Annotated in this window: 17 protein-coding genes; 8 read left to right on the forward strand and 9 right to left on the reverse strand. The window is 42.2% G+C overall.

Going from position 1 to position 15,082, the window contains the following annotated elements:
• Positions 1–159: 159 nt before the first annotated feature.
• Complete coding sequence (locus DB520_RS26845; RefSeq protein ID WP_157972219.1) at positions 160–300, reverse strand: hypothetical protein; 141 nt, start codon at positions 298–300, stop codon at positions 160–162.
• Between the two features lie 60 nt (positions 301–360).
• Between DB520_RS26845 and DB520_RS23585 the strand changes: the two genes are divergently transcribed.
• Together DB520_RS23585 and DB520_RS23590 are read left to right on the forward strand one after the other, a co-directional pair.
• A complete protein-coding gene (locus DB520_RS23585) occupies positions 361–579 on the forward strand; it encodes a hypothetical protein (RefSeq protein WP_114752251.1) in 219 nt (72 codons plus the stop codon).
• Positions 580–584: 5 nt separating this feature from the next.
• Positions 585–1,166, forward strand: coding sequence for a flavodoxin family protein (locus DB520_RS23590; RefSeq protein ID WP_114752252.1), 582 nt, complete (start codon positions 585–587; stop codon positions 1,164–1,166).
• 154 nt (positions 1,167–1,320) lie between these two features.
• Here the strand turns inward: DB520_RS23590 and DB520_RS23595 are convergent, their stop codons facing one another.
• Positions 1,321–1,470: a hypothetical protein gene (locus DB520_RS23595; protein ID WP_157972220.1), complete on the reverse strand. Its 150-nt coding sequence runs from the start codon at positions 1,468–1,470 to the stop codon at positions 1,321–1,323.
• 360 nt (positions 1,471–1,830) lie between these two features.
• On the opposite strand from DB520_RS23595, the gene DB520_RS23600 reads away from it, so the two are divergent.
• The 3 genes from DB520_RS23600 to vapC all read left to right on the forward strand — a co-directional run bounded on the left by DB520_RS23600 (position 1,831) and on the right by vapC (position 3,258).
• Positions 1,831–2,211, forward strand: a complete 381-nt coding sequence (locus tag DB520_RS23600) for a hypothetical protein (RefSeq protein WP_157972221.1) — start codon at positions 1,831–1,833, stop codon at positions 2,209–2,211.
• A gap of 460 nt (positions 2,212–2,671) precedes the next feature.
• Entirely contained in the window at positions 2,672–2,866 is a 195-nt protein-coding gene (locus DB520_RS23610; RefSeq protein WP_114752256.1) for a type II toxin-antitoxin system VapB family antitoxin, read from the forward strand.
• Positions 2,863–3,258 (forward strand): type II toxin-antitoxin system VapC family toxin, encoded by a 396-nt coding sequence (gene vapC / locus DB520_RS23615; RefSeq protein ID WP_114752257.1) that lies wholly within the window; start codon positions 2,863–2,865, stop codon positions 3,256–3,258. Before DB520_RS23610 ends, vapC begins: the two co-directional genes overlap by 4 nt.
• Before the next feature lie 269 nt (positions 3,259–3,527).
• On the opposite strand, the gene DB520_RS23620 is transcribed toward vapC, so the two are convergent.
• From DB520_RS23620 to DB520_RS23645, 6 genes are all read right to left on the reverse strand, one after another.
• Positions 3,528–4,688: a DUF4221 family protein gene (locus DB520_RS23620; protein WP_114752258.1), complete on the reverse strand. Its 1,161-nt coding sequence runs from the start codon at positions 4,686–4,688 to the stop codon at positions 3,528–3,530.
• Between the two features lie 205 nt (positions 4,689–4,893).
• A complete protein-coding gene (locus DB520_RS23625) occupies positions 4,894–7,227 on the reverse strand; it encodes a M1 family metallopeptidase (RefSeq protein WP_114752259.1) in 2,334 nt (777 codons plus the stop codon).
• A gap of 259 nt (positions 7,228–7,486) precedes the next feature.
• Positions 7,487–8,005 carry a septal ring lytic transglycosylase RlpA family protein gene (locus DB520_RS23630; protein ID WP_232835129.1) on the reverse strand — a complete coding sequence of 173 codons (519 nt, stop codon included), beginning with the start codon at positions 8,003–8,005 and terminating at the stop codon, positions 7,487–7,489.
• A gap of 10 nt (positions 8,006–8,015) precedes the next feature.
• Entirely contained in the window at positions 8,016–8,657 is a 642-nt protein-coding gene (gene rsmG, locus DB520_RS23635; protein ID WP_114752260.1) for a 16S rRNA (guanine(527)-N(7))-methyltransferase RsmG, read from the reverse strand.
• Between the two features lie 5 nt (positions 8,658–8,662).
• A complete protein-coding gene (locus DB520_RS23640) occupies positions 8,663–9,274 on the reverse strand; it encodes an RNA polymerase sigma factor (protein ID WP_114752261.1) in 612 nt (203 codons plus the stop codon).
• Positions 9,265–10,395, reverse strand: coding sequence for a glycosyltransferase (locus DB520_RS23645; RefSeq protein ID WP_198675438.1), 1,131 nt, complete (start codon positions 10,393–10,395; stop codon positions 9,265–9,267). The genes DB520_RS23640 and DB520_RS23645 overlap by 10 nt, the downstream gene beginning before the upstream one ends.
• Before the next feature lie 115 nt (positions 10,396–10,510).
• Between DB520_RS23645 and tgt the strand changes: the two genes are divergently transcribed.
• From tgt to DB520_RS23660, 3 genes are all read left to right on the forward strand, one after another.
• Positions 10,511–11,641, forward strand: a complete 1,131-nt coding sequence (tgt, locus tag DB520_RS23650) for a tRNA guanosine(34) transglycosylase Tgt (RefSeq protein WP_114752262.1) — start codon at positions 10,511–10,513, stop codon at positions 11,639–11,641.
• Positions 11,642–11,884: 243 nt separating this feature from the next.
• A complete protein-coding gene (locus tag DB520_RS23655) occupies positions 11,885–12,958 on the forward strand; it encodes an LptF/LptG family permease (protein ID WP_114752263.1) in 1,074 nt (357 codons plus the stop codon).
• Positions 12,959–12,966: 8 nt separating this feature from the next.
• Positions 12,967–13,887 (forward strand): DMT family transporter, encoded by a 921-nt coding sequence (locus tag DB520_RS23660; protein WP_114752264.1) that lies wholly within the window; start codon positions 12,967–12,969, stop codon positions 13,885–13,887.
• 2 nt (positions 13,888–13,889) lie between these two features.
• Here DB520_RS23660 and ispE read toward each other — a convergent pair whose 3' ends face one another.
• The gene (ispE, locus tag DB520_RS23665; protein ID WP_114752265.1) at positions 13,890–14,699 is read right to left on the reverse strand and encodes a 4-(cytidine 5'-diphospho)-2-C-methyl-D-erythritol kinase; all 810 of its coding nucleotides are present in this window, start codon (positions 14,697–14,699) and stop codon (positions 13,890–13,892) included.
• Between the last annotated feature and the right edge of the window lie 383 nt (positions 14,700–15,082).

The raw sequence follows: 15,082 nt of genomic DNA on the forward strand, positions 1-15,082 counted from the left end.
CGTTGCGCCCGTGGCGAGAACCATTTCCCGCCTAGCCCGCCACGGGGATGTTTGCCAGGGATGGGCAGGAATATTTATTTTACGCTCCGGCGCACCACTATCAAACAACCCATTCGGTGGCCACTACCGCCTCCTTCGTGAAAATTAGTGCATCCGTGGCTAATTTCTCTTTGCCACGGATGCACGAATGGGCACGAAGGTTTTTCTTACTCTCCTGTCCACCAAAATCAACAACCGTACTATGGCCACATCCACACCTTTCGTGAAAATTCGTGCATTAGTGGCTAGTTTTTTTGCCACGGAGGACTAATGGGTAGGAACTTATTTTATTCCTATATTGCTAAAGCGTAAGACCATTAAATGATGAAACTAGACAAAAAAGCTTTTTCTATTCAACGTTTCGAGGAAGCAGCGAACCATCAAGAACATTACAGAAGCCTTTCGGAAGTAGAAAAAAGGAACCTCTTTCTTCACCTGATGCAAGTTGCCTATGGGTTTGTGGGAAGTGACTGGCCCAAGATGGATAAGAATCATTTTGAGATAAGAAGTTTGATCAAAGATGGTAAAAACGAATCTTAATTTAAATGGGGCATAAAGGTTTCAGGAATACTTTGCTTTTTTTGTTCGTCCTCCTCATAAGCGGAGGTGCTTTTGCGCAGGATATGCCCAGCATCCTTATTACCTATTACTCCGGGTCGGGCAAGACCAAGGCCATGGCAGAGGCTGTTGCTATGGGAGTGGAAAAGGTGGAAAATGTCATCTACACCATTAAACCCATCTCCGAGGTCAGTGGGGAAGAAGTTCTGAATGCTTCCGCCATCATCTTGGGTTCCCCGGTGTACAATGCCAATATTGCCCCTCAGGTACAAGAATTTATCAATGACTGGCCCTTCGACGGCAGACCCTTGAAAGATAAAATCGGTGCGGTATTTGTCACGGGAGGAGGGTTTTCCATTGGGGAGGAATCAGTGATGTTTGGCATGATCCGTGCCATGCTGGTGCACGGGATGGTGGTCTTGGGCGGAGAGGAACCAGAGGCTGCATTTGGTGCCTCGGCAATTACCGGGGAGGGTGATTATGCGGATAAGGAGATCGATCCACTATTTTTGAATAAAGCCGAAGGCTTGGGAAGAAGAGTGGCGGAGATGGTAGTGAGATTGAAATAAATAGCTGACAATAACATAGAGGCTACCCTAAATGATTCCAGAACTGTCACCTTAATTTGGCAGACAAGTTACTGCGGACACTTTATCAAGAATAAAAAATCATTTTATATGTGGACCAAAAATAAGGCTAAGAATTTAACGGGATAGTTGTCCTTTAGTAGTATTCATAGGTAATCCTGCCTCTTGGGCTAAACCGAAAATTGGGGTCATATAGTCTTTTCTCCACCAGGCGGCCTTGATCGTCGTAGTCAAATTCCTCCACGTTTCCCAGTTTTGTTTTATAATCTCGCGTTTTTTTATTCAAGTGATTGAGAATTACCAGGTATTTATTAGGTGTATTTCGGGTTTCACCATTTATGAATAACCGGATTTATCTAAATTTATCCTTGTTAAATCTATATTTTAGAGATTATTTTTTATAATATTTTTAATAAAAGAAATTAATTAATAATTTTTCAATAAAAATTAAATTGTTCAGTAGCACTTTTTTCCATTCTTTCGTATGGTTTATACAGAGGTTGTGGAAAAGTCAAGTTAAAGGCCAGAGGTACAAAATGTTATAAAAGGCATAACCACCATTCAAAAAACAATAGGCCCCTGTCTTTCTTTTTCTGATGAAACCGAAGATTAAGAAAACAATTTTTTTAACTAAAATTAAAAAGCTATGATAAAATCAATGCTATGGGTTTTCCTGACAGCGATGTTAATACCAGGTTGCTCGGACGACGATGCGGACAGAGATGATGCAAATAGGGTTGCCCTTCTCTGTCCGGAACACTCGGACAAAAAAATAATAGACAAAGTAGAAAACATAGTGGGTACAGTGGAATATCATGATAGGTATGTTATCCATGATGTAACCCCTTTGTCTCCAAACCAATCTATGAATACCTTGGTTCCCTGCAATCTTGAGGGAGAGTTTAAAGAAATAGGGCTACAGGTAGAGTTTAGCGGGTATGTATTGGAATTGTTTGATGGCATGGTTATCGAAGATACCGCAGGCCATCCTTTTGTCATAACTGAAATCAACACTATTGATAACTAAATACTTGGTTTATGAAGAAACGTTACTTTCTTTTTTTATTGGGGTGTGGGTAATTTTTTTTTGTATAGAATAAACGTAAACCCAAAATACAATAGCTATGAGAAAGATGTTTTACTATTTGTCCACCGTAATTATCGCATTTGTTTCATTAGAGGCCTTTGGGCAGGAAAAGCGGCAAACATGTTTTTTTCAACGATAAGAACCTAAAAGATAAAATGGATTTCCAAGCGCCTTAAAAAATGTTTCTTGAGGGATTGAGCTTGACGGATCCCTCACCGGAGGGATGACTGCCAACATGTGAGTTCCTTCCGAAGGAAAATTGTGACTAGCTACTTTCTCAGCCTGAAAGGCGCCGACCTTTGGATAGAGGCTTGCTCTGACCTTTAAAAAGAAAAACATAAATAGATAGAATTGAATAACTAAAAAAATATTGTGTATATTTATTGAAAAGGTACACATTATGAGGACCAATATTGAGATTGACGAGAAGTTGATAAGGGAGGCCATGAAAGTTTCAGGGTTGAAAACAAAAAAGGCCGCTGTGGAAGCTGGGCTAAAATTAATCATCACCTTAAAACACCAAGAGAAGATCAAAAGCCTCCGGGGTGAATTAAAATGGGAGGGTAATTTGGAACAAATGCGACTAGACCAATGATCCTGGTCGATTCATCTGTTTGGATTGATTTTTTCAACGGAGTGGATAGTCCTCCAGCAGATAAATTAAATGAACTTTTAGGCAATGAGATGATAGTGACAGGAGATTTGATCATGGTGGAAGTGCTGCAAGGATTTCATAATGACACCCATTTTCAAAAAGCAAGAAACATCTTTCTCGAACTGCCTTTTTTTAATCTCTGCAATAAAGATCTTTCGATGATTGCTGCCGAAAACTATCGAATGCTAAGGAAAAAGGGGATAACTGTCAGAAAGACTATAGATGTCATTATAGCCACTTTTTGTTTAGAGAACCGTATCCATTTATTGCACCACGATAGGGACTTCCATCCATTGGAAGCTTATTTGGGATTACAGGTTATAAGTTGTTGATTACTGAGCATATTATGTTTAAGTCACGGGCTCAAAGAAGTCAGCTAGGGTGGATGAATGCCACAGATACACTAATTTTCACGAATATGTATAGACAGTCCGTCCACGTGGCGTTCGTTGCGCACCCGTTGCGTCCTTTGCGTGAAAAAGTTTTACGCAATGAGGTATGCCACTGATACACGAATTTTCACTAAGTAAGTAAAGGTAGGCCTGCAAGGTAGCGCACGTCGCAGTCACAACCTGCACAGCCCCATTTAGAGGTATTCGAATCAAAGGGAGGTAATTTCCATTTGAATAAAGCCCATTTCGTCCTCCACGTTCTCAAATATCCAGATCTTGCCGTCCTTGGCAAAGTATTTATTGTATAAGGGTTGGTTCAATTCCGGAATTAAGCTCTCGGCGATCAACTTCAGTTCCTTATCATAGACACACAAAAACACCTTACTTCCAATAGGTTGGGGCAAAAACTCGTCTTCCTTCGTCGGCCCTTCCTCAAAAACCAACAGTTGAGAAAACCGGTAATAGCGCTCATTCACTTCATCCCAAACAAGGGAAAGATAGCTGATTTCCTCTCCTGATTTTTTATAGATCGACTCAAACAGTTTCTTGTCCGACACCTTGTTTTCATACTTCCCCACTTTCTCCTTTGGCACTATCTCCGGTTCATAGTCATGAGAAAACCATTCAAAGGTTGTAGGATCAACTTCATAAAGCTGACTGGTAGCATTCCCCCCAAGCAAAATCCTTCCGCCACAGTAGATTACGAATTTGGTGGAACCAATTCCTGCCCCTACTTGACCATCATTAAACTCTATATCATAAGCTGACAGTTTTTCCAATATGGGGACATCCATTCTTATTGCCTTATCGTGTTCCAGGTCCAGTACCATTAATTGGTTGGTTTTTTCCTGCCAGGAATTCACTATTCCGTAAAAAATCTCCGGTTGATCGGGTAAAATGGAAGGAGAATAGAAACTTTCCCCGTCTTTGATGGCGTCTTTATCACCAGCTCCTACTTTCCTAAATGAAAAATGCTTGGTTCTCTTTCCATCCCAGCTACAGATATTGTCCTGATCATATCCGGAAATAAGCAAATGTGCGTCATCCAAAAGTAACAAAGACATGAAATACTCACCCACTCCATCAGGCCCCTCCTTGGAAAACGGCAACATCTCTTTAAAAGCCAATTCATCCAAGTCGATCTTTTCGAAGGCAAACTCATTTCTGTTAAAGTTATACAGGTATCTTTTATCCTCGGATAACAAGGAGGAATATAGTCTGCTATTTAAAAAAAGAATTTCCTGACCCGGATTTACCATCACGGTATCAAGTTGGTAGGAGATTCTGACCAAGGCGCCTTGCTCAGAATTATTTCCTCCCCCGCAAGCCCAAAGGAGGCATATCAAGAGGGCAAAGGTATTGTGTCTCATAGGGATAGGAGCTGATTGAGACTAAAAATTTAGTGAATTTTAAACAAAAGAAAAACTATAAATAGTTTTATTTCCAAAATAAGGAAAAAAAAGACGATAACTCTTCCGAATAAGGGGAAACTATGTAGGGAATATCCATCCTTCAAGAGAAGCGCCTGCTCCAGGTAAAAGGATACCCATTATTTTTCCAAACTATCCTCCCCTATTACCTCCTGTTCCTGGCATCCCGCATAGGGTTTGGACCACGGGAGGTTCCCCTTGGGGCGGATTGCTGTTTAAATAATTCGAAACGGGAGGGGATTGCTCTTTGAGGCCAATAGTTGTTCTCCTCGTCCACATCGGCTGTTTCCCTAAAGGGATCGAGGATAATTTCAGCCACCTCTTTTTCTTTGGCAAATACCTTGGTCACCTCATATTCATCCAATCTCCAAATCTGTGCTGGCAACCTTTCCACATCCGAAGTCCCGTCCACATAATTGAATTGGAGAATCACCGGCATGACCAGCCCGCCCAGGTTCTCTAAAGTGATTTCATAAAAATTCATCCCACTTTCCAGCATTTCCCTTTCTTTTTCATTCAGGCTATTTAAAAATGCCCTGTATTGACTCTCCTCACCCGGGCCCACCCTAAACCGGTCATAGGTGGTATAGAAGTCCCTGGTTTCAGGGTCCTCTTCCACCACAGTAGTGGGCACGTCTTGTCTATTTCTCTCCTTGGTCAAAAAAGACCATTCCCTATCATGGGCTTCTTTTTTCCTTTGCTGCACGGCTGCTGGGTTTCTGTCGTCTATTTTATACCATTTCACGTCCGCAAGGGAAATATCCACTGTTTCGGTCCCGTAAAACCAACCCCGCCAAAACCAATCCAGATCCACCGCCGAGGCATCCTCCATGGTCCTGAAGAAATCCTCAGGGGTGGGGTGTTTGAATTTCCAACGTTGGGAATATTTCTTAAAGGCATAGTCAAACAGATCTCTACCCATGACCGTCTCCCTGAGAATATTCAAAGCGGTGGCAGCCTTCGCATAGGCATTGCCTCCCAGGGAAACTATATTCTCCGAATTGGTCATGATGGGTTCCAGGTATTTCTGCTCCATCTTCATGTAAGGAACGATTTTATGCGGGGGTCCTCTTCTAGAGGGATAATCCCTGTCCCACTCCTGCTCGGCCAAAAACTGAAGAAAGGTATTTAACCCCTCGTCCATCCAGGTCCACTGTCTCTCATCGGAATTGACGATCATGGGGAAGAAATTATGCCCCACCTCATGAATGATCACCGAAATCATCCCGTATTTAATGGCCTCCGAGTAGGTGCCATCCTTATCCGGCCTGCCATAATTGAAACAGATCATGGGATATTCCATCCCGTTGGTGGCCTCCACAGAAATGGCCACGGGATAAGGGTAATCGAAGGTCTTCTCCGAATAGGATTTGAGGGTATGGGCCACGACCTTGGTAGAATACTGTTCCCAAAGCGGGTTGGCCTCTTTGGCGTAATAGGACATGGCCATTACCTCTTTGCCCCCGACGTCAACGGCCATGGCATCCCAAATAAACTTCCTGGAAGAGGTCCAGGCAAAATCCCTAACGTTTTCGGCATGGAACTCCCAGGTTTTAGTGTCGCTTGCCCTTCTGCGTTCTAGCCGCTCAGCTTCGGCCTGCGTGCGGATGATTACAGGCGCATCAAAACTGGTTTTAGCCTTTCCCCACCGCTCCAGCTCCGTATTGCTCAATACTGCCTCGGGATTTTGCAAAACTCCTGTGGCACCCACCATATGATCCGCCGGAACGGTAATGCTGACCTTGTAATCCCCAAAAACCAAGGCAAATTCACCCGTGCCCACAAACTGCTTATTTTGCCATCCCTCAAAATCGGAATACACGGCCATCCTGGGAAACCACTCTGCCATGGTATATAGGTAATTCCCATCTTCTTCAAAAAACTCATAGCCCGGTCTGCCTCCTATGAAGCTCATCCTATCATGGATGTTAAATCCCCAATCGATTTGAAAGCTAAAACTTTCACCGGGTTGCAAAGGCTCCTCCAGGTCCAGCCGCATCATGGTCTGATTAATGGTATTGGCGATGGGGTTGCCTTGGGAATCATTTACCGTATAAATTTTGACCCCGTAGTCTTCCTCGTGCCACATGATGCGTTGCAAGGCAGATAGGGACATGGTGGAATCTATATTGCTGGGAGCCATCTTAGGCGTCTCAGAATCCTTGTCCCTCTGGTTTTGATCTAGCTGTATCCAGAGGTAGTCCAGCACATCCGGGGAATTATTGTAATATGTGACCTTTTCAGTTCCGGTGATGGACTGATTATCGTCATCCAAGGTCACCTCGATTTCATAATCTGCTTTTTGTTGCCAATACAAATGACCGGGAGCGCCGGCAGCAGTCCGGTACACATTTGGAGATCGTAACATGGGACCCAACTGCTCGAATCGCTCTCCATGTCTTCTTTCGTCCTTCTGAGCCAAAACATTGTGTCCTAGCGCAATCCCAAAAAGGAATAGTAGTAAGTAAGTTTTATTCATGTGCTTATAATTACTTTTCAGCGGTCATATAGCCTGCCCCGAACTCGTTTCGGGAGAATCTCGCAATCTTATTCATTCCCCCGTCTGACGTGCTCGTCATGTTCGATTTCATTTTATATATGCTAAACGGAATCAAATAAGCCTGTAATTTAAACAATTAACAGCAATTTCGCTTCTATTTCGTAGGCAAAGGGGCAAATAAAAAACATTATCTGGAACATTTTTTACCAAAAAACCCGAAAAGGGATAAAAAAACAAGTTAAAAACCCAGCTCAAACAAAGCGGACTCTTGCCTTTGAGGTGGCTTTGGAAGGTCATAATATAACCTCAGTCTTAAATCCGGGGGAGTCTCCTCGTAATGGTCCTTTAGCCAGGCAATGGTCTGGTGAGTGAGTACCTCCAAGGTTACCTCTACGATCCCATCCTGCACCATTTCCAGGTGTTCGGCTATCCCTTTCGAAAGATCAATGATACGGGTTGAGCTTTTCGGCAACCTATCGTTGATGCGCACTATGGCCTGATATCCGTTATTGAGGTTGGTGACTTTCAGCAGCGTGCCAAAAGGGAGGTGCTTATGAGCAGCCGTAAACTCCATCATGTCATAAATTTCCCCACTGGCAGTGGGTCTATTGTGAAATTGCTCGGCATAATAACTCGCCACCCCCTGCTGTATGGTCAACAAGGAATCAGGAGCTGTGAAAGGAGATTGCGCATTACCTACAATTGCGAAGTGTGTCAAAAAAATGAAAAGCAATATGTTAGCGTGTTTTCTAATCACTGTTTTGTAATTATCTTTTTCCCTCGCAGGGGATATAAATTACTTTTTTGGTCTCAAAATAAGCATCTTGGAAGTAATCTTCCAAATGATAACTTACATAGGATATATTTAGACTTTCCATTTCCTCGTCAATATCTCCCCCTTTCAAATAGAAAATGCCATTTGGAATATCCAAAACATCTTCCTTTTTGAACTTTCCTTTCACCCATGGCATGAACTTCTCCATTTGGGTTACGGCCCTGCTCACTACGAAATGGTATTTTCGGTTTAAGGCTTCAGCCCTGATCTGCTGTGCCTCTACATTGGAAAGTTTAAGTTGCTTTACCACATCCTTTACTACCTGAATTTTTTTACCAATGGAATCCACCAAATGGAATTGTACATCCGGGAAAAGGATGGCCAGAGGTATTCCTGGAAAACCACCCCCAGTGCCAATATCCAGAACCTTTGTGCCCGCGGGAAATTCCACCACTTTAGCTATCCCAAGAGAATGCAGGACATGGTGGGTGTTAAAATGGTCCATGTCCTTTCGGCTGATAAGGTTGATTTTGGCATTCCAATCTTGATACAGGGGTTCCAATAGCTCAAACTGAGATTTTTGTTCTCCTGACAAATTGGGGAAATAGTGGGATACCTGCTCAAGTACATCCATAAAAATCAAATATGCTTATTTTTACCTTGGGCTATTTCATAGAGCAATTCCCTTGATCTATGCAATTGGGCCTTGACTGTCCCCAATGGTTTTTCAAGTTGTTCTGCGATTTCATCGTAAGAAAGCTCATCAAAGTACCGCAATTTCACCAGTTTCCGGTATTTTGCAGGAAGCTTATCCACAAAAATACGGACCATCTCAATTCGCTGGGACTTGATGTACTCATCCTGAGGGTTATTGTCATCATCCTCCACGTCAATGTTTACGGCATTACCCCCATCATCCGTCAAGGTATTATTCAAGCTCATTGTCTTCAGCTTTTTCTTACGGATAAAGTCAATGGTATTGTTGGTAGCGATACGGAATAGCCAAGTGCTAAAAGTATAGTCCTTTTTAAATTTGTGCAGATTCCTGAAAGCTTTTGCAAAGGCCTCCATGGTAAGGTCTTCAGCATCATCGGTATCCCTAATCATTTTGAGAATCATAAAATATACAGCCTTTTTGTACCTTTTCATTAAGGTGGCATAGGCTTGCTGATCCTTTTCCTTTACCGCTCTATCGATAAGTTCAAAATCTTCTAATGCTTTATCCGAAAACCCTCTATCGTTTATTTCCATCTAACTGTTTTTGACAGGTAACCCTTAGTTCCTATGACCCAAAAATAAACCATATACAACAAATCAAAAAACATGGTCCAAAGAACCTGTCCCATACCTTCCAATTTAAGTTTGGCATTTTTAAAGATCGAATAGTGCAAAATTGCCCTCAGCAGGATTAACCCTAGTACCAGGCCAATTGGTTCCCAATCCCTGCTGTACAGAATGATTCCAAGTCCTGAAAGCCAAAACAACAAATGACTCATGGTATAAACGCCAAATTTGAGTTTATCTTTTGTCCGGAAATATTTACCGACATGAAAGTGCCTCTTTTTTTGTTCAAAATAAGCCCTGAAATTTTCTTTGGGCATGGATAGAGTTACACTTTCAGGGTGAATAACCATAGCAGTGTTTCCCTTGTTGGCATACTTGTTCACGAAAAGGTCATCGTCACCGCCATTGATATGCCAAAGGTCCTTAAATGCTTTTTTGTCCATGAAAAAATCCTTTTTGTAGCAGAGGTTTCTCCCCACGCCCATGAAAGGTGCCCTCCAAAGCCCAAAGGAAAAGTAGTAAAGGGCGGTCAGCAGGGTTTCGTATTGGATAAATTTGTTCAATAACCCCGGCAAAACTTGGTAAGACCCATGCCCCAGAGCAAAATCCTTTTCCAGGATCCTCACCGGATAGCTCATCCGTTTAATCCAATTCTTGGAAAGCGGAAGACAGTCGGCGTCAGTAAGCAAAATGACATTATGTTTGGCAACCTTGATTCCCAAGGTAAGTGCATATTTTTTTGCCGTCACATGGTCGGGTAGATACCTGATATTTACCACTCTTAGGTTAGGATGATTAGTGGATGCCTCTCTTAAAAAGTCCTCGGTTCCATCTGAGGACCTATCATTTACGATGATCACCTCAAAGGTGTCGTACACTTGTTCGAACAAACGCGGGATTAACTGCTGAAGATTATTCAGTTCGTTACGAGCAGCTATTACCACACTTACGCCTACACCGGCTGTATCGGAGGTATCCTCCGAGGGCTTATACAAAAAAGCCAGCCTTCCAAAAACAAACAGTAAATAAACCAATTGTATGGCCAAGGCCAAAAAAAAGATCATCCACAACCAATCGAACAGTATCATGGGTTCTAATAACTTAAAGATAAAATCAAAAACGAAGTATGTTTTGTTTAATTGCCCCTATTTTTGTGCCTCTAAATATATAAATAAGAAATCGTATTTTTCAAAAACATCCCCAATGAAGTTTACCCTTCAACACAAAGACCCTAAAAGTGATGCCCGTACCGGAACATTGCTCACCGACCATGGTGAGATCCAAACTCCGATTTTTATGCCGGTAGGCACAGCCGGCTCTGTGAAGGCTGTACACCAAAGGGAGCTCACCTATGACGTGAAGGCACAAATCATCCTTGGCAACACCTATCACCTCTACCTCAGACCGGGGCTTGAAATATTGGAGGCTGCTGGAGGCCTACATAAATTCAATGGATGGTCCAAACCTTTACTCACAGACAGTGGTGGATATCAGGTTTTTTCCCTAGCGGAAAACAGGAAGATTTCCGAAGAAGGAGTGGTGTTTAAATCCCATATCGACGGGTCCAAACACCATTTCACCCCAGAAAACGTGATGGATATCCAACGCAGCATAGGTGCTGACATCATAATGGCCTTTGATGAATGTACGCCCTATCCCTGCGATTGGGATTATGCCAAAAAAAGCATGGAACTTACCCACAGGTGGCTAAGGAGATGTCAGGATAGGTTTGACAGCATGGAGGGAAGATATGGCTATCAACAATCCCTCTTTCCCATAGTGCAAGGAAGTGTATATAAAGATTTAAGGGAAGCTTCTGCAAACTTCGTGGCCAAACAAGGCAGAGATGGAAATGCCATAGGAGGGCTTTCTGTAGGTGAACCGGCAGAAATTATGTACGAGATGACCTCCTGGGTTACCCGCATACTACCTGCTGATAAACCACGTTACCTCATGGGTGTAGGCACTCCAGCCAATATATTGGAAGCGATAGCTTTAGGGGTGGATATGTTTGACTGTGTGATGCCTACCCGCAATGCGAGAAACGGCATGCTCTTTACTTCGGAAGGAATTATCAATATCAGGAATGAAAAGTGGAAGGATGATTTCTCTCCTATTGATGAAGGTTTTCCTAGTCATGTCAGCCAGTTTTATTCCAAGGCTTACCTAAGGCACCTCACCATCAGTAAAGAAATTTTGGGGGCGCAAATCTCCAGCATCCACAATCTTTCATTCTACCTTTGGCTAGTTGGAGAAGCACGGCAAAAAATCCAAGAAGGAGAATTTTCCTCCTGGAAGACAAAAATGGTGGAGAAAGTAAGCCAAAGGTTATAAAGGTACAACTTTGACTGTACAGTACCGTAAATTAGCGAGGGATTATTCCAGGAAATATCCTTAAATCGAGTATGCCGAGAGGGCACCACATAGGGATACCCCGATAGCTATCGGTGTGCGAGATTCTCCCGAATTAAATTCCCCGAAACGAGTTCGGGGCAGGCAGGGACAGGCTCCCGAAGCGAGTCCACCGAAACAAGTTCGGGGCAGGCTATATGACCGCTGAAAAGAAATTATAAACATATGAAATTACTTGACAAACTGATCATTAAAGATTTTCTCAAAACCTACCTTTTTGTGGTTTTGATGTTGATATTGATCGTTCTGGTATTGGATTTCACCGAGAAAAATGATGCCTATATTAGGAACAATGTCCCTACGCCGGAGATATTGAAATATATGTTCAACTATGGGCTATACCTAAACAACCTCCTAACCCCCATTACAGTATTTATTTCTGTCATCTTTATTACCTCTAAAATGGCCGGGAGGACTGAAATTATTGCCATTTTGAGCAGTGGTGTAAGTTTCTTGCGCATGTTGGTGCCATTTATGTTCAGTGCCTTCTTGATTTCCATCGTAAGCTTTTTCCTCAATGGTTGGATTTTGCCGGTGGCCACAGCAGGAGTATCGGAATTTAAGGTAAAACACCTGGATGACAAAAGGGACTTCAACCAGCAAAATATCCACATAAAAGTAGCTCCCGAAACCTATGCTTATCTGTCTAGGTACTACACTTCTGGAAATACGGGCTATAACTTCACACTTGAACATATTGAAAACGGGGAGTTGCTTTCAAAGCTTTCGGCAGATAGGATAGTTTGGGACACCACGAAGATGGCTTGGAATGTGAGAAACTGGCGATTGCGGGAGCTGCGCGACATGCATGAGGAGTGGAGCACTGGAGATGCCATGGATACCGTGTTATCCATTACCCCTGATGATTTTGACCTTCCTAAAAACCACCATGAAACCCTAACCCTTCCAAAGCTCACAGACCAAATCCGGGTTTTGGAGGAAAGAGGGGCAGACAATATCAGTTTTTATAAGATAGAAAAATACGTAAGGTACATGTCACCCTTTGCAGCCATCATTTTGACTTTTATAGGGGTTATTGTGAGCTCAAAAAAAACCAGGGGGGGTTCTGGTTTTAAAATTGCATTGGGTTTCTTGCTGGCCTTTGTTTATATCATACTTTTCCTGCTTACCAGGACCTTTGCAGAGGCTGGTACCTCTTATCCAGTCTTTTCTGTTTGGATTCCCAATTTGATTTTTGCAACCATGGGATTGGTGCTTTATAAAACAGTTCCAAGGTAAGCCATACGATGCGTATTTCCACCACCACAAAGGATTATGGCATGCTCCATCTCATCGTGATGATATGGAGTTTCACGGTGATTCTGGGACTTTTTATAAGTATACCCCCATTAGAAATCGTTTTTTTTCGTACCCTTATAGCCAGCCTCTTCTTGGTGGTTTTATTCCGATTTCAGGGAAGGAGCTTTAGGATGCCCATAGAACAGGGGCTGAAAATTTTCCTTACCGGGTTTATCATCGGGTTACATTGGATTTTGTTTTTCTGGGCAGCCAGAGTCTCCAATGCCTCCGTTTGTTTGGCAGGGATGGCCACTTGTTCATTATGGACGGCTTTTTTGGAGCCTTTATTCAAAAAAGTGAGTATCAAGATGTACGAGGTATTTTTGGGACTTATAGTAATTGCCGGTTTGCTGGTAATTTTCAGGTTTGAATTTGATTACTGGTTAGGCTTGTCCATGGCTATTGGGTCGGCATTTTTGGCAGCATGTTTTATGGTAATCAATGGCAAGTTTACCCAGAAACACTCTCCCTATGTAATTACTCTCTATGAAATGGTAGGTGCCTGCCTTTTTACCGTTCTCTTTATGCCTATTTATGACCTTTTGCTCACCGAGGCAGGGTTAAACCTCAGCCCGGCATCAATGGATTGGCTATGGTTGATAATCCTTGCGCTGGTTTGCACTATTGTGCCTTTATCCATATCCATAGACATCATGAAAAGACTCAGTGCCTTTGCGGTTAACCTCACCATTAACCTAGAGCCAGTTTACGGGATTATTCTTGCCGTCCTTATATTTGGAGAAAAGGAAAAAATGAGCTCAGGGTTTTACTTGGGGACTTCCTTGGTCCTTTTGGCCATATGTCTTTATCCGGTCTTCCACCTTATAAAAAGAAAAAGGAAATCCCGCCAACTCAGAACCTTGCAATAGGTTTAGGGCAATGGTTCATTAATCTCAAAATAATGATTAGGGAAAGGAATAGGTTCAGGCTTGTGGTCGAATAACCCAAAAACCGCAGATCCAGAACCTGACATAGCTGCATAAAATGCACCATTGCGGTAAAAAACTTCCTTGATTTCTGATAATTCCGGGTGTTTGCTAAAAAGAGAAGCTTCAAAATCATTTATCAAGTGTTTCTTCCAGTTTTCGGGGGTTTGGAGGATTTTATCAATTCTTCGTTCTGGGAGTTTTGGAGTCAGTCCCGAATAGGCTTCTTTTGTGCTGATATGGATCTGAGGATATACCAAATATATCCATTTTCCCTGCATATTCAGTTTGGTTGATGTCATGATTTCCCCTCTTCCTGTCACAATTTTGGGTTTGTTTTGAATAAAAAACGGGCAGTCACTTCCCAATTCAGCTGCATACTTTTCCAAAACCCTAGGCTCCAGATTCAGGCCCAATAGGCTATTCATCAGAGTGAGGGAAAAAGCAGCATCAGCCGACCCCCCACCTAGGCCTGCACCAATGGGAATGTTTTTATGTAAGTGAATCTGAAGTTCTGCCAGAGAAGGGAAATCATTCTTAAGTATTTGATAGGCCTTTAGGATGAGGTTTTCCTTTCCGCTTCCGGGAATGGGAATTCCTGTGCAGGTAAAACTACCTTTTGTGGCCAAGCCCATCTCCAATACATCAAATAATGGGATGGGGATCAAGCAACTTTCAATCTCGTGATAGCCATCCCCCCTTTTTTTGGTGACATGAAGGCCTAAATTGATTTTAGCGTTTGGGAAGGTGATCATTAATTGGTCTATCTATATTATGTCCCAAAAATAATCATTGGGGGTTAAAAACAAGTTACTTTATCGAATACAATGCCAGTATAGCTACTTTGCACAACTTTTAAAAATGGCAGGATAAAGTTAGAAATTCACCAAGATTGCAAGAAAAAAACGACCAAAATCGCAAACAAAAGAAAATTCGGAAATTTCTTATTTTACAAAAAATTAAAAATATTATATTTGTATTTTCAAATAAACTTAATTTTAAATTTCTAAAAAGAAATAATATGCATTTGATTCATTTTTGATTCAAATTAAAAAGTGAAATAAAATATTGTAAGTGTGGGATAAGGGTTTTAATATTGCATATCCAAAATATTTTGGATTAAAGATTATAGAATTTA

Origin of the sequence: Pleomorphovibrio marinus, assembly GCF_003347495.1 — a bacterium.
In the GTDB taxonomy this organism is placed as follows: Bacteria; Bacteroidota; Bacteroidia; order Cytophagales; family Cyclobacteriaceae; genus Pleomorphovibrio; species Pleomorphovibrio marinus.

Excerpts from the sequence above, each read along its gene's own strand:
- DB520_RS23640 (WP_114752261.1), bottom strand. The coding sequence starts at position 9,274 with ATGGAAATAAACGATAGAGGGTTTTCGGATAAAGCATTAGAAGATTTT.
- DB520_RS23645 (WP_198675438.1), bottom strand. The coding sequence starts at position 10,395 with ATGATACTGTTCGATTGGTTGTGGATGATCTTTTTTTTGGCCTTGGCC.
- DB520_RS23585 (WP_114752251.1), top strand. The coding sequence starts at position 361 with ATGATGAAACTAGACAAAAAAGCTTTTTCTATTCAACGTTTCGAGGAA.
- ispE (WP_114752265.1), bottom strand. The coding sequence starts at position 14,699 with ATGATCACCTTCCCAAACGCTAAAATCAATTTAGGCCTTCATGTCACC.
- DB520_RS23600 (WP_157972221.1), top strand. The coding sequence starts at position 1,831 with ATGATAAAATCAATGCTATGGGTTTTCCTGACAGCGATGTTAATACCA.
- DB520_RS23620 (WP_114752258.1), bottom strand. The coding sequence starts at position 4,688 with ATGAGACACAATACCTTTGCCCTCTTGATATGCCTCCTTTGGGCTTGC.
- tgt (WP_114752262.1), top strand. The coding sequence starts at position 10,511 with ATGAAGTTTACCCTTCAACACAAAGACCCTAAAAGTGATGCCCGTACC.
- DB520_RS23660 (WP_114752264.1), top strand. The coding sequence starts at position 12,967 with ATGCGTATTTCCACCACCACAAAGGATTATGGCATGCTCCATCTCATC.
- DB520_RS23590 (WP_114752252.1), top strand. The coding sequence starts at position 585 with ATGGGGCATAAAGGTTTCAGGAATACTTTGCTTTTTTTGTTCGTCCTC.
- vapC (WP_114752257.1), top strand. The coding sequence starts at position 2,863 with ATGATCCTGGTCGATTCATCTGTTTGGATTGATTTTTTCAACGGAGTG.
- DB520_RS23655 (WP_114752263.1), top strand. The coding sequence starts at position 11,885 with ATGAAATTACTTGACAAACTGATCATTAAAGATTTTCTCAAAACCTAC.
- rsmG (WP_114752260.1), bottom strand. The coding sequence starts at position 8,657 with ATGGATGTACTTGAGCAGGTATCCCACTATTTCCCCAATTTGTCAGGA.
- DB520_RS23610 (WP_114752256.1), top strand. The coding sequence starts at position 2,672 with ATGAGGACCAATATTGAGATTGACGAGAAGTTGATAAGGGAGGCCATG.
- DB520_RS23625 (WP_114752259.1), bottom strand. The coding sequence starts at position 7,227 with ATGAATAAAACTTACTTACTACTATTCCTTTTTGGGATTGCGCTAGGA.